This is a genomic window from Flavobacterium algoris (assembly GCF_048158525.1).
GTDB lineage: Bacteria > Bacteroidota > Bacteroidia > Flavobacteriales > Flavobacteriaceae > Flavobacterium > Flavobacterium algoris.
Map to the genome: position 1 here is coordinate 1 of NZ_JBLNKT010000035.1, position 13,048 is coordinate 13,048.

The 13,048-nt window shown below is 31.8% G+C and carries 16 protein-coding genes and 1 tRNA gene; 7 read left to right on the forward strand and 10 right to left on the reverse strand.

Annotated features, from left to right (window positions below; translation table 11 throughout):
• Nucleotides 1–138: 138 nt before the first annotated feature.
• The 6 genes from accC to pdxA all read right to left on the reverse strand — a co-directional run bounded on the left by accC (nucleotide 139) and on the right by pdxA (nucleotide 5,142).
• Nucleotides 139–1,485 carry an acetyl-CoA carboxylase biotin carboxylase subunit gene (accC, locus tag ACM55I_RS14410; RefSeq protein WP_035669422.1) on the reverse strand — a complete coding sequence of 449 codons (1,347 nt, stop codon included), beginning with the start codon at nucleotides 1,483–1,485 and terminating at the stop codon, nucleotides 139–141.
• Between the two features lie 92 nt (nucleotides 1,486–1,577).
• Nucleotides 1,578–2,057 (reverse strand): acetyl-CoA carboxylase biotin carboxyl carrier protein, encoded by a 480-nt coding sequence (gene accB, locus ACM55I_RS14415; RefSeq protein WP_039108570.1) that lies wholly within the window; start codon nucleotides 2,055–2,057, stop codon nucleotides 1,578–1,580.
• A 23-nt stretch (nucleotides 2,058–2,080) separates the two neighbouring features.
• On the reverse strand, nucleotides 2,081–3,079 hold the full coding sequence (locus tag ACM55I_RS14420; RefSeq protein ID WP_416847550.1) for a beta-ketoacyl-ACP synthase III: 999 nt from the start codon (nucleotides 3,077–3,079) through the stop codon (nucleotides 2,081–2,083).
• A 173-nt stretch (nucleotides 3,080–3,252) separates the two neighbouring features.
• Nucleotides 3,253–3,447, reverse strand: coding sequence for a 50S ribosomal protein L32 (rpmF, locus tag ACM55I_RS14425; RefSeq protein WP_007137315.1), 195 nt, complete (start codon nucleotides 3,445–3,447; stop codon nucleotides 3,253–3,255).
• Nucleotides 3,448–3,456: 9 nt separating this feature from the next.
• Complete coding sequence (locus ACM55I_RS14430; protein ID WP_416847551.1) at nucleotides 3,457–4,008, reverse strand: YceD family protein; 552 nt, start codon at nucleotides 4,006–4,008, stop codon at nucleotides 3,457–3,459.
• Nucleotides 4,009–4,092: 84 nt separating this feature from the next.
• Nucleotides 4,093–5,142: a 4-hydroxythreonine-4-phosphate dehydrogenase PdxA gene (gene pdxA, locus ACM55I_RS14435; RefSeq protein WP_416847552.1), complete on the reverse strand. Its 1,050-nt coding sequence runs from the start codon at nucleotides 5,140–5,142 to the stop codon at nucleotides 4,093–4,095.
• A 58-nt stretch (nucleotides 5,143–5,200) separates the two neighbouring features.
• Here pdxA and ACM55I_RS14440 point away from each other — a divergent pair, with 58 nt between their 5' ends.
• The 7 genes from ACM55I_RS14440 to ACM55I_RS14470 all read left to right on the forward strand — a co-directional run bounded on the left by ACM55I_RS14440 (nucleotide 5,201) and on the right by ACM55I_RS14470 (nucleotide 10,166).
• Nucleotides 5,201–5,788, forward strand: a complete 588-nt coding sequence (locus tag ACM55I_RS14440) for a riboflavin synthase (RefSeq protein ID WP_416847553.1) — start codon at nucleotides 5,201–5,203, stop codon at nucleotides 5,786–5,788.
• 112 nt (nucleotides 5,789–5,900) lie between these two features.
• Complete coding sequence (locus ACM55I_RS14445; RefSeq protein WP_416847554.1) at nucleotides 5,901–6,029, forward strand: hypothetical protein; 129 nt, start codon at nucleotides 5,901–5,903, stop codon at nucleotides 6,027–6,029.
• Nucleotides 6,030–6,392: 363 nt separating this feature from the next.
• Nucleotides 6,393–7,625 carry a site-specific integrase gene (locus ACM55I_RS14450; RefSeq protein ID WP_416847555.1) on the forward strand — a complete coding sequence of 411 codons (1,233 nt, stop codon included), beginning with the start codon at nucleotides 6,393–6,395 and terminating at the stop codon, nucleotides 7,623–7,625.
• Complete coding sequence (locus ACM55I_RS14455) at nucleotides 7,625–8,296, forward strand: hypothetical protein (RefSeq protein ID WP_416847556.1); 672 nt, start codon at nucleotides 7,625–7,627, stop codon at nucleotides 8,294–8,296. Before ACM55I_RS14450 ends, ACM55I_RS14455 begins: the two co-directional genes overlap by 1 nt.
• Before the next feature lie 86 nt (nucleotides 8,297–8,382).
• A complete protein-coding gene (locus ACM55I_RS14460) occupies nucleotides 8,383–8,688 on the forward strand; it encodes a helix-turn-helix domain-containing protein (protein ID WP_416847557.1) in 306 nt (101 codons plus the stop codon).
• A 301-nt stretch (nucleotides 8,689–8,989) separates the two neighbouring features.
• On the forward strand, nucleotides 8,990–9,844 hold the full coding sequence (locus ACM55I_RS14465; RefSeq protein ID WP_416847558.1) for a rolling circle replication-associated protein: 855 nt from the start codon (nucleotides 8,990–8,992) through the stop codon (nucleotides 9,842–9,844).
• A 7-nt stretch (nucleotides 9,845–9,851) separates the two neighbouring features.
• On the forward strand, nucleotides 9,852–10,166 hold the full coding sequence (locus ACM55I_RS14470; RefSeq protein ID WP_416847559.1) for a hypothetical protein: 315 nt from the start codon (nucleotides 9,852–9,854) through the stop codon (nucleotides 10,164–10,166).
• A gap of 77 nt (nucleotides 10,167–10,243) precedes the next feature.
• Here the strand turns inward: ACM55I_RS14470 and ACM55I_RS14475 are convergent, their stop codons facing one another.
• From ACM55I_RS14475 to mce, 4 genes are all read right to left on the reverse strand, one after another.
• On the reverse strand, nucleotides 10,244–10,834 hold the full coding sequence (locus ACM55I_RS14475; RefSeq protein ID WP_416847560.1) for a hypothetical protein: 591 nt from the start codon (nucleotides 10,832–10,834) through the stop codon (nucleotides 10,244–10,246).
• Nucleotides 10,835–12,106: a hypothetical protein gene (locus tag ACM55I_RS14480; protein ID WP_416847561.1), complete on the reverse strand. Its 1,272-nt coding sequence runs from the start codon at nucleotides 12,104–12,106 to the stop codon at nucleotides 10,835–10,837. It abuts the gene before it with no gap.
• 168 nt (nucleotides 12,107–12,274) lie between these two features.
• Nucleotides 12,275–12,348 (reverse strand) — tRNA-Ile (locus ACM55I_RS14485).
• Nucleotides 12,349–12,490: 142 nt separating this feature from the next.
• The gene (gene mce / locus ACM55I_RS14490) at nucleotides 12,491–12,892 is read right to left on the reverse strand and encodes a methylmalonyl-CoA epimerase (protein ID WP_416847562.1); all 402 of its coding nucleotides are present in this window, start codon (nucleotides 12,890–12,892) and stop codon (nucleotides 12,491–12,493) included.
• Between the last annotated feature and the right edge of the window lie 156 nt (nucleotides 12,893–13,048).

Here is a 13,048-nt window from a genome sequence, read left to right on the forward strand (position 1 = left end):
CCGAATGAGGTTTAAAAACTGGCTGCATAATCGCTGATTTTGGTACTTAAAAATACGAAGAATCAAAGTAATAAACAAAAAAAACTGCCCGAAAATTACTTTTCGGACAGCCTCTTTCTAAATAAATAATATTCTAAATTATTCTGGATCGTTCATTTTGAAAGTATCCATAAAAGCAGTTGTATAATCTCCTGCAATGTATCTTGGATCATCCATTAATTGTCTGTGAAATGGAATGGTAGTTTTTATACCTTCAATCACAAATTCATCCAACGCTCTTCTCATTTTGCTTATTGCTTCTTCACGAGATTGTGCAGTTGTAATCAACTTAGCAATCATGGAATCGTAATTTGGTGGAATGGTATAACCGGAATAAACATGAGTGTCTAAACGAACACCGTGTCCTCCTGGCATATGAAGTGTTGTGATTTTTCCTGGAGATGGACGGAAATCATTATAAGGATCTTCCGCATTTATTCTACATTCGATGGCATGCAATTGTGGCAAATAGTTTTTTCCTGAAATAGGTATTCCAGCAGCAACCATAATTTGCTCACGGATCAAGTCATAATCAATAACTTGTTCTGTAATAGGATGCTCTACTTGAATACGGGTATTCATTTCCATAAAGTAGAAATTACGGTGTTTGTCAACCAAAAATTCTACTGTACCGGCACCTTCGTATTTAATATATTCGGCTGCTTTTACAGCTGCTTCACCCATTTTAGCACGAAGTTCATCTGTCATAAATGGAGATGGAGTTTCTTCGGTCAATTTTTGATGACGTCTTTGAACAGAACAATCTCTTTCAGAAAGATGACAGGCTTTTCCATAAGAATCACCTACTACTTGGATCTCAATATGACGAGGCTCTTCGATTAATTTTTCCAGATACATTCCATCATTTCCAAAAGCTGCAGCAGATTCCTGACGGGCACCTTCCCAAGCTTTAAGCAATTCATCTTCTTTCCAAACAGCTCGCATTCCTTTTCCACCACCACCAGCAGTTGCTTTAAGCATTACCGGATAACCAAAATCTCTCGATAATTGCAAGGCTTGTTCATACGATTCTAAAATTCCTACTGAACCTGGAACACAAGGAACACCAGCTTCAATCATAGTTGCTTTTGCAGAAGCTTTGTCACCCATTCTATCAATCATTTCAGGAGATGCTCCAATGAATTTGATACCATGCTCTTGACAAATTTTAGAAAATTTTGAATTTTCAGAAAGGAATCCATACCCTGGATGTATTGCATCTGCGTTAGTAATTTCGGCAGCGGCAATAATATTTGACATTTTCAAATAGGATAAGTTACTTGGAGGTGGCCCTATACAAACCGCTTCATCCGCAAACTTTACATGCAGACTTTCAGCATCAGCAGTAGAATAAACAGCTACTGTTTTTATACCCATTTCCTTGCATGTTCTAATTACGCGAAGCGCAATTTCTCCCCTATTTGCAATTAATATTTTTTTAAACATCTTCTTGAAATTATAAATTATAATTATAAATTTTAAATTTTTTAAATGATCGAAAAACAATTTCTCATCCAAAATTCATCATTCAAAATTTCTTATGATGGATCTACTAAGAATAAAGGTTGGTCAAATTCTACTGGAGACATATCGTCAACCAATATTTTTACAATTTTACCAGATACTTCAGATTCAATTTCATTAAATAATTTCATTGCTTCAATCACACAAAGCACATCTCCTTTAGAAATTGTTTTACCTACTTCAACAAACATAGGTTTATCCGGTGATGGTTTTCTGTAGAAAGTTCCAATGATTGGAGATTTTATGGTAATATAATGGGAATTTTCTACTACTGGAGCTTCCGCAACAGGAGCTACTGGAGCAATTTGTTGTGGCGCTACGGCTTGTTGAAGTGTATTTTGAGCTGGCATTTGTTGAACATATGTGGTCTCAGTTACATTCCCTTCTAAAGTTGTTCTAATGGTGATTTTAACATCATCCATCTCTAATTTAACTTCTGCAACACCTGAATTTGCAACAAACTTGATTAGATTTTGAATTTCTTTTAAATCCATAATTATTTATTTTTAGTTTAAATTTATTTTTTATCGTATGCCCATTTTAAGTAAATTGAACCCCAAGTGAATCCTCCTCCGAAAGCTGCAAAAATAATGGTATCTCCTTTTTTGAATAAATGTTCAAAATCACTTATTACTAAAGGTAAAGTTGCAGAGGTAGTATTTCCGTATTTCTCAATATTCATTAAAACTTTTGAGTCTTCTAAATTCATTCGACTTGCAGTAGCGTCAATGATTCTTTTATTTGCTTGGTGTGGAACTAACCAATCTACATCGTCATTGGTCAAATTATTTCTTTTCAAAATTTGTTCACTCGCATCAGCCATATTCGTAACAGCATACTTGAAAACAGTTTTACCATCTTGAATGATATTGTGTCTATTTTCTTTAACCGTTTCTAAGGTAGTAGGAACCAAAGAACCTCCGGCTGGAATTTTCAAAAAGTCACGGCCTACACCGTCACTTCGTAAATATTCATCTTGCAACCCAAGACCTTCGTAATTAGGTTCGAATAAAACTGCTCCGGCACCATCCCCAAAAATAATACAAGTTGATCTATCTGTATAGTCTACGATAGAGGACATTTTATCTGCACCTATCAAAAGTACTTTTTTATATCTACCTGATTGAATATAAGCTGCTGCTGTTGACATTCCATATAAAAAACTGGAACATGCAGCTTGTAAATCATATGCAAAAGCATTTGTAGCTCCTATTTCGGTGGCCACATAAACACCTGTTGATGCAACTGGCATGTCCGGGGTAGCGGTTGCCATTATCAATAAATCTATTTCTAAAGGGTCAATATTTGCTTTAGCCAATAAATCTTTTGCAGCCATAATGGCTAAGTAAGAAGTTCCTTTGTCTTCATCTTTAAGGATTCTTCTTTCTTTTATTCCGGTACGAGAGGTAATCCACTCGTCATTTGTGTCGACCATTGTTTCTAGCACTTTGTTTGAAAGCACAAAGTCTGGCACATAGCCTCCAACAGCGGTAATTGCGGCTGTAATTGTATTCATTGTATTCGATTATTTCTTATCAAATGCTACCATTTGAAAAATTTTTAAAAGACCTGAAAATTACAAAAAAAATACTAAAACGTATTGATTTAGAACTTCTTATTTAATGAAAATTATAAACAACAAAAAAACTCTCACGATGTGAGAGTTCGAATATCATTTACAAAAATGTATTAAGCAACAGCTACAGATTTATCTATAACAACTTGCCCTCTGTAATACATTTTCCCTTCATGCCAGTAGGCTCTGTGGTATAAATGTGCTTCCCCAGTGATTGGGCAAGTAGCGATTTGTGCTACAGTAGCTTTGTAATGTGTTCTTCTTTTATCTCTTCTTGTTTTGGAGATTTTTCTCTTAGGATGCGCCATTTTACTATATTATTTATCCGTTAATAGTTGCTTTAATTTGTCCCAACGTGGGTCAATATTTTCTTCTTTTTCTTCTTGTTTATGCTCTTTTTTTTGTTCTTTTTTTGTTAGTTCTTTCAGTTTTATTAAGGCTTCAGTGTTTAAACTTCCATCTTTTATTCCTGGATGAACTCGTCTTAGAGGCACGGACAACACTATCATCTCATAGATATATTGTGCGATATCCATTTCAAACTCTCCATGTGGTAAAATCAACAATTCTTCATTGTCATTATTATACATTTCTCCAAAACGAACAACCAATTTCATTTTGCCTTTAATTGGCAAATCAAAATCTTCACTGGTAAGATCACAAGGAACATTTACAGTTCCTTTATGCTTTAAACTTAATTCCAGCATTGTACTTTTTTTCTCTAAAACTACATTTACTTTGATATCTGAATTTTGAAATTCATTATAATCAAAGATTTCAAAGAACGCATTACTGATTTGATATTCAAATTGATGTTTCCCTAGCTTTAATCCTACGAAAGGAATTAAATATTCTTTTGTCTTGTTCATTTCAACAACAATTTACCCTAAACTTCGGGAGTGCAAAGATATAAAATTATTACAAATCTAATAATGTTATTCACCTTTTTTTGTTCACAACTGTTTTTCTTTTGTTTTCAAAGGTTTTTGACTGATTTCCTTGTATTGATTTCTGGAATGAAAGATATCTATAGCAAGATAAACAGCCTCCTTAAATGAGTTATAATCCGCAACCCCTTTTCCCGCAATATCATAAGCAGTACCGTGATCTGGCGAGGTTCTAATTTTATCCAAACCCGCCGTATAATTCACCCCTTTCCCAAAAGATAATGTTTTAAAAGGAATTAATCCCTGATCGTGATATGTTGCAATAACAGCATCATATTTCTCATATTGATTACTTCCAAAAAAACCATCTGCGGCAAAAGGACCAAAAACCAAGGTTCCTTTATCAAATATTTTTTTCAATGCCGGCTTTATTATCAAATCGTCTTCTGTACCTATAACTCCACCATCACCGCAATGTGGATTCAACCCTAAAACAGCAATTTTCGGTTTGTTTATACTGAAATCTTGAATTAACGATTGTTTTATAGTTTCAATTTTTTGCTTAATTAACTCTTCTGTCAAATGTGATGCAACTTCATTCAAAGGGATATGATCTGTCAACAAACCAACTCTTAAATTATCCTGAACCATCAGCATTAACGCATTTCCTTCTAACTCTTGGTTTAAATAATCCGTATGGCCCGGAAATTTAAACGTTTCTGACTGTATATTGTATTTATTAATTGGCGCCGTCACTAACACATCAATCAGCCCTTCTTTTAAAGCTTTGGTTGCGGCAACGAAAGATTTTATAGCATATTCACCTATTTTCTCATCATTTGTACCTGGATTTAAATCAATACCTTCTTTCCAAAGATTCAAAACATTGATCTTTCCTAGAACAATTTGATCCAACCTGTCAATTCCATGAAGCGTTGAAGTAGATTCAAAACTCTTTTTTACAAATGACATTATTTTAACATTGGCAAAAATAACTGGCGTACAAAGTTCCAGCATGCGAGAATCCTCGAATGTTTTCAGTACCACTTCGCTTCCAATACCGTTCAAATCTCCAATAGAAATTCCTACGATTATATTTTCTGCTTTTTTCATCATGACCTCACGTTATTTATTGCTAATTTTGAAGTGCAAATTTAGTAAAATAAAATAAGAAATGTTTACAGGAATCATAGAAACCCTTGGCACAATCCAAGAAATAAAAAAAGAGAAAGACAATATTCATATTACAATGAATTCATCAATCACCAGTGAATTACAAATAGACCAAAGTGTAGCCCACAATGGAATCTGCTTAACAGTAGTTGCTTTAAATGACACTTTTTATACCGTAACCGCCATTGACGAAACCATAAAAAAAACAAATTTAGGGTATTGGAAAGAAGGCGACAGCGTAAATCTTGAGAGAGCAATGAAACTAGGAGACAGACTGGATGGTCACATCGTACAGGGGCACGTTGACCAAATAGGAACTTGTATCGTCGCCGAAGAAACTAACGGAAGTTGGCTTTATACTTTTGAATACGACGAAACACTCAATAACATTACTATTGAAAAAGGATCTATTACTGTAAACGGAGTAAGTTTAACCGTAGTAAACTCGAAGAAAAATCAATTTAGCGTAGCTATTATTCCTTACACACATGAACATACCAATTTCAATTCCTTTAAAGTTGGCACAAAAATAAATCTTGAATTTGATGTGATTGGTAAATACGTTTCCAGACTATACTCTAACAAATAGAAATTACATAAACCCTATAAAAACAAAAACTCCAATTTAAATTGGAGTTTTTGTTTTTAGCTTAAAGTCATAAATGATATAGATACCAAATAAAACCGCAATTATCATTAAAATGAAAATATTTTCATCAATAGGCAAACCAGGAGGAGGAGGAGGCTTTTTTCTTCCAAACGGAGATGGCGCGGGAGGATCACCCGCAAAAGCATTCATAATCCCAAAAAGGAAAATTATTAAAAAATAAAATTTATTTGATTCAATCTTCATGAGCCTCAAAAATAGCAAATTTACTGAAATAAAAAAACCTATTAAACCATAAATAAGAAATACTTCCCTTATTACAACAAAGATACGTATTTTAGAGCTTATTGGTTTTCACTATAACTGACAAAACCCTAAAAAACAAATGTTTTAAAGGGTTTTTCTGTGGTCCCACCTGCACCACCTATATTCTTGTCAAATTTCACTAAATCTTACTGTATTTAAGGGTTTAAGTCCTATAAACATTGATTTATAAACAAAGCTAAATTAAACGAAAAAAGACCAAATTAAAAAAATTCGTCCCCTCATTCGTCCCCTGTAAATCTTTTGTCATATCTTTGTTTCTATGGCACAAGCGAAATTTACATTAAAAGAACCGAGCTCCAAAACTAACACTTTAGTATATTTAATATACAATTACCAATATTCAAGATTTAAATATTCAACCAGTGAAAGCATAAATCCAAAATTTTGGAATCCAATAAGCCAAAGAGCTAAGGAAACAAAACAGTTTCCTGAATATCCCGAATTCAACACAAGACTTGATAAAATAGAAAATGCAATCAAAAATGTATTTAGAAGATTATTAAATGACGGCATTCAACCAAATAACACGCTATTAAAAAAAGAGATTGAAAACGAACTGAGCGACCATCGTTTAAAACCTAAAAAGAGATCTTTTTTATCTTTTGTTGAAAGTTACATCAAAGAAAGTGCTTTAAATAAGCGTGAGGGAACTATAAAAGTTTACAATACTACTTTCAAATATCTAAAAGAATATTCGTCAAAATATAAAACTATTGATTTTGAAAATATCACTTTAGAATTTTACAATCATTATACTGCTTTTCTCGCACAAGAACATTTATTATCCGCTAATACAGTAGGGAAACATATCAAGACTATAAAGTCATTTATGAATGAAGCTACTGAAAGAGGCATAAACGAAAATCTAGAGTTTCGAAAAAAGAAATTCAAGACTATCCGTGAAGAAGCAGACACCGTTTATTTAAGCATTAAAGAATTGGAACAATTTGAAAAATTAAAATTATCTGCAACTCCTCGATTAGATAAAGTAAGAGATTTGTTTTTGATTGGGTGTTATACTGGTTTGAGATTTTCTGATTTTACACAGATACAACCCGAAAACATAAACAATGACAACACAATGCTTTTTATTAGAACTCAAAAAACGAGTGAGCGTGTTGCAATTCCACTGCACAAAACGGTTAGAACTATATTAAAAAAATACAACAACAAACTTCCTAAAGCATATACTAATCAAGTAACAAATACTTATTTGAAAGAGGTCGCAAGTTTAGCAAACATAAAAGAACTAGTTGAAACAACCATAACACGTGGCGGAAAAGTTGAAAAATCAGTATCTCCAAAATTCAAATTAATTTCGACACATACCGCTCGAAGAAGTTTTGCAACAAATTTATATATTGCAGATATTCCCGCAATTTCAATAATGAAAATTACTGGTCATAAAACGGAGCGCTCTTTTATGCAGTACATAAGGATAACCCAAGAACAAAATGCAGACAAACTATTAACTCATGCTTTCTTTCAATAATGGAAATAATCAAACTTCAAGAACTTCAAGACAATTTTTATTCTGCAATCGAAAACTCTATAAATCAAAAATTTGATATTAATAGAGAAATGAACGAAATACAAGATTACATAAAAGATATTCCAAATTACAGCAGATTTAGAAAAGCTGTCAAGCCATTATTTAATAATAAAGCAAATAGAGTATTTAAAATAAATATTTCAGATTTACTAAGAAGCCAATTCAGTGATGCTTTTAATAGCTATATTAGAATTGGAAGCTACGAACTTAAAAGCTTTCATGCAGATACAAATGAAATGCATCAAATAAAAGAACATACAGCAAAACAGGCTTACGAGTTTTCTGAATACTACAAATGGCTAGATACACTTCTCACTTCTCCTCAGAAAGCAGAAAAAAAGAATGAAGGACTTAGTCATAAAGAAAAAATGCTTGCTCTTTATTATTTAGGTTTAGACATGAGAAAGTTTAGAAACAATCTACAATCAGCAAAAATATTATCCAAAATTCTTGACTTAGACGAATCCAACACCAAAGATAATCTCACTTACTTTGATGGAATAAATTGCAAAGTCAAAACAGAGACCAATTTAAAAAAAGTACTTGATCTCTTTGAACACAAGGATTTCAAAGAAATTCATGTAGCCATAACAAAAGACCTTGAAAAATAAAAACTAAATTTTAGGTCACCTCAGTGCCTACCTCAGGGACCACTTAAATTCATCTTTGCCATTATAAACTTAAATACAGTAAAATAATGGCAAATTTAACATTCACCACATTCGAACTATCAGACTTCGAAAACGCATTTAACAAAGCTTTTGAAAGAGCAATCAAAGAATTTATAAATCCTCCAAAATCTCAAGACAAGGATTTAAAATCAAGAAAAGAAACCGCTAGGATTCTCAACATTTCATTACCTACACTTCATCTTTTTACTAAAGAAGGAATCATTCGTGCTTATCGTATTGGCAATAGAGTTCTCTATAAACAAGACGATATAGAAAACGCTTTGAAAATTATTGTTACACCTAACCAAAAAGGACGTAATAATGGAAACTAAAAAAAATGATTACTCAGTTATTGTCTTTTTCGAAAACGAACCAAAACCTAAAAAGTGGAACTATGTTCATAAGCTAAATGGCTTTTCAATGTTTCTTAACAAAGAACACTCAGGATGGGCTTATATGAATGTTTACGAGCGTAGAACTGGTAAATATATCAAGCGGTTTCATAAGGGTAATTTTATACCGCCCTTTATTTAAGCACCACTTTTTTTTAACCTTTAAAATTAAAAACCTTTAATAATAACTTTTAATAAATAACCTTTTAATGGTTTTAATTAATGTACAACGATTCAGATTATGATAGTCAAAAACACATATGGCACAAGCGTCGCATTCTCGGTTCGAGAGTTCGGAATAATCCCAAAAGATGAGTTCACGGGTTCAGCATTGCAACGCAAAAAACAACCGCCAAAACAAAAACCTTCAAAAGAAGCAACAGCCAACAAACCAAAATCAGAAAAACCCAAAGAAGTCAAACTTCGATTTTTATCGAAACGTTCAAAGCAGAAGATTAGAAAGAAACTCATTTGTTTTGCAAGATGTCACAAGAAACTAAGTTTCGTAACCCTAACGTTCTTAAACAAAGTCACAGACGAACAGGCAGTAAACATCTTGCGTAAGTTTATCGATAATGTAAAAAAGAGAAGCGTAAACTTTCAATATCTGTGGGTGGCTGAACGGCAAACAAAAAATGATTTCTTTAAGGGAAACATCCATTTTCACATGATTACAAACAAATATTGGAAAATAGAAAAATGGTGGAATTACTGGCTTGACCTACAAAAGAAAAACGGAATAGTTCCGAGAGATGAGAATTACAAACCATCATCAGCATTTGATGTGCGGGAATTAAATTCAAATAACATCAGGTCAATCGCCTCTTACGTTACGAAATACGTTACTAAGAACAACGATAAATTTAAGTGTCAAGTTTGGAATTGTTCGAGGCAAGTATCAGAACTCTACACCGATTTTTACACTGACTCAAGTTATGTTGAGGAATTTAAGAAATTAGATGCTATACTCAAAGAATTTGAAGTAAAAGACCATAGCAATCGACTTATTATAAACGTAAAAATGATAAACTTAAATAGACAAACATTACCACTCTACAAAAGACTAGATGATAAAAACAAAGCACAAACCAAATAAGAAAACCATGAAAAACAATAAATCTAAAACTAATACATTACCAAAAGGAACCAAATTTTTAAAGTTCAACTCAGAGAATGAAGCCGACATCCGTTTAGAATTTCTTATTGCAAATTTAATTCACGAGGGAGCGTCTTTCAATGCATTAACGAAACCTATTGACCTAATGGAGAACAAAAAGGATAAAGAGGTAATGAGAACTAAAATCACTAATATCACTTTAGATTTTATAAATCGAAATCCTAAATCTGCTGAGGTATTAAGACAAAACAATAAAGCTCATGAATTTTTAAATAGTCTTGGTTTAGATTTCTATCACTAAAATCAAATACTGTAGGAAATGATGATATTCATTTCCTACAGTATTTTGTATTTTGTTAGACATTCATCAATTTAAGCTTAAACATTGATAATTTTATCATCACTAATCTCGATCGAATTTTTTAGTCTTAAAATAATATTTCTTTTATTTTTCAATTTAGACAAAAACGACGGAGGAATAGTAAAATTACTAAACGGCTCTCTTTGCATAGGAAGAGAACCTATTAAATAAGACTTATTAGTCTCTGCTATAACATTATTTTGAACATAATAATATCTTGTTTTATATAATTGCCTAATTGCGTACTCTAAATTTTTCGGGTTTCTTCTAGGCAAAGCACTATATTTTAGTTCACAAAACAAAACCCAAGAATCAGAATTTGAAGTTGATGGATAAAAAACAGCTTCACATTGACTTCTAGAATTTCCGTTCCCGCACACAAAACTTGAATTATCAAAGTCAATACCGTCAACATTAATTTTATTATCATTTTTTACTGAAAAATAGTCAATATCAAGTGGATGATTAGGACAAAAAAACTCTACACTTCTTTTCACAGGAAGCAATTTAGTTTGCTCTGTATAATCCGCAACAAAAAATGAATCAGAGAAAGAGCTTATTTTCCTGTGTTGATGAATATATTTTGTTTGAATATTAGTTTTTATCATTTAATAATGATTTAGCATTACATAAAACTCATCCATAACATTACGCATTTGATTGTCAAAAAAATTCTCTCCAATTAAACCATCTTCCTGCTGAATACTATTAATTTTTCCATCCTTAATTTCATAAATAGAAATAAGCTTAGGATCAATTTTAGAATCTAAGCAATTCAATTTTTCTTTTTCACTAACAGAAAGTTTATCAAAAACCAAACTTGCCATAATACAATTATTAATCGCATAAAGAATATATGGACTATGAGTAGTCAGAGTTAAATTATGATCTAAATCATTATTTATACTTTTCATCAAATAGTAAACCAACATTTGTTGTGTTGATGGAAATAAATTCTGTTCTGGCTCTTCAATTATTAATTTTGTACTTGAGGTCTTAAATAAATTATTCTTTGCAGCTGTATAGTTTAATGCACATTTCATAACTAACTCCTCCTTCCCTTCTAACCTTTTAATCATTAAATCACTCATCATTGTCTTCTCTTCAAAAGACGCTTCATCATAATCATCAAACAAAGGCTTCATTAATAACTCATTAAAAAGTATTCGAGTCGCTTCAGAAAGACTTTGTTTAGCCTCATAAGATAAACTTTGAGCATCTAAATAAATCTTTGTAGTTAAATAGTCAATCATTACTACCAACGGAGTTATAGATTGAACCCCACTTGAACCATTTGACAATAAAATATCGTATAACTGATTACTAACAATATGATTTTCCTTAGTACTTTCAGTATAATAATAATCCAAATTTAAATCCAAAATAGACAATTTATTATCCTCAGTATATATTTTCCTAGCATCAAACCAATCAAACAAAAAACTCCTAATATTATTGTTAGATAGCTCAATCTTTTCCATCTCAGGCAGGATAACAATATTCCTTTCTGATGGAATGTATGAAATTTTACTTCGCTTATATTCAAACTGTTTAACCCAAGAAATATCAAAATTATTTAATGAATAACGAAATTTAACAGTGTCACTTTCATAACTAATTACACTAGCATCATTAAAATACCCTTTCATTTTATGAAATTCTGCTAGTTTTTCAATAAAATGATTATTCTCTAATGAATAATTTTTAAATGATTGCTGGAGCGCTACATCCTTCTCTACCCAACTACAATAACTAATAATTTTAGAGATCGTACTCTTACCACTACTTTGCTCTCCCATAAATACGTTAACCCTATTTAAATCAAGCTTAACCTCCTTAATTGGACCAACATTATATATTTCAATTTTGCGATTTTTCATCTATTTTAATCTAATGCATTTAAAAGTGTAAATTTATATAAATTTACTATATAGTTTAATAAAAGAAATCAACACTACTAAAGAAAAAATTTCGTCCCCTCATTCGTCCCCTAAAAATAAAAAAGCCTTACAAACGCAATGTTTATAAGGCTTTTTAAACTTAAAATGTGGTCCCACCTGGGCTCGAACCAGGGACCACCTGATTATGAGTCAGGTGCTCTAACCAACTGAGCTATAGGACCGGTTAAGAGTTTGCAATATTACTACTATTTTTCATTCGCTCCAAATATTTTTGACTTAGATTTTCATATAGTTTTATTATTGGATGCTTTCAAATAGAAACTAACTGAATATTAGAATTATAAGTTTTTTTATAAAAAAAAACTATCTTATTTCCTGACATAACTCAATCAAAACGCCATTAGTACTTTTGGGATGTAGAAAAGCTACTAGCTTATTATCTGCGCCTTTCTTTGGAACCTCATTCAGGACAACAAACCCTTCTTTCTTTAAACGCTCTATTTCCACTACAATATCCTCCACATCAAAAGCAATATGATGTATCCCCTCCCCTTTCTTGGCAATAAATTTCGCAATAGGACTATCGGGATTAGTTGCGGCTAAAAGTTCGATTTTATTAGGACCAACATTAAAAAAAGAAGTCGTCACCCCTTCACTTTCCACTTCTTCAAATTTATAAGGAGCCGCTCCTAATAGCTTTTCAAAAATTAAATTAGACGTTTCTAAATCATTAACTGCAATCCCAATATGCTCTATTTTTTTCATTATTTAAATATTCTATTAGAAATTAATTGTAAAATTTAAAGGCAGAAAAATTGCATTTTTTTATAATTCATAAGCCTTAAAGTCTTGTAAAATTACATATTAAAAATCACAAAAGCAGGAAGAATTACAAAAGTAAGCTTAGTTAAATACCTCATA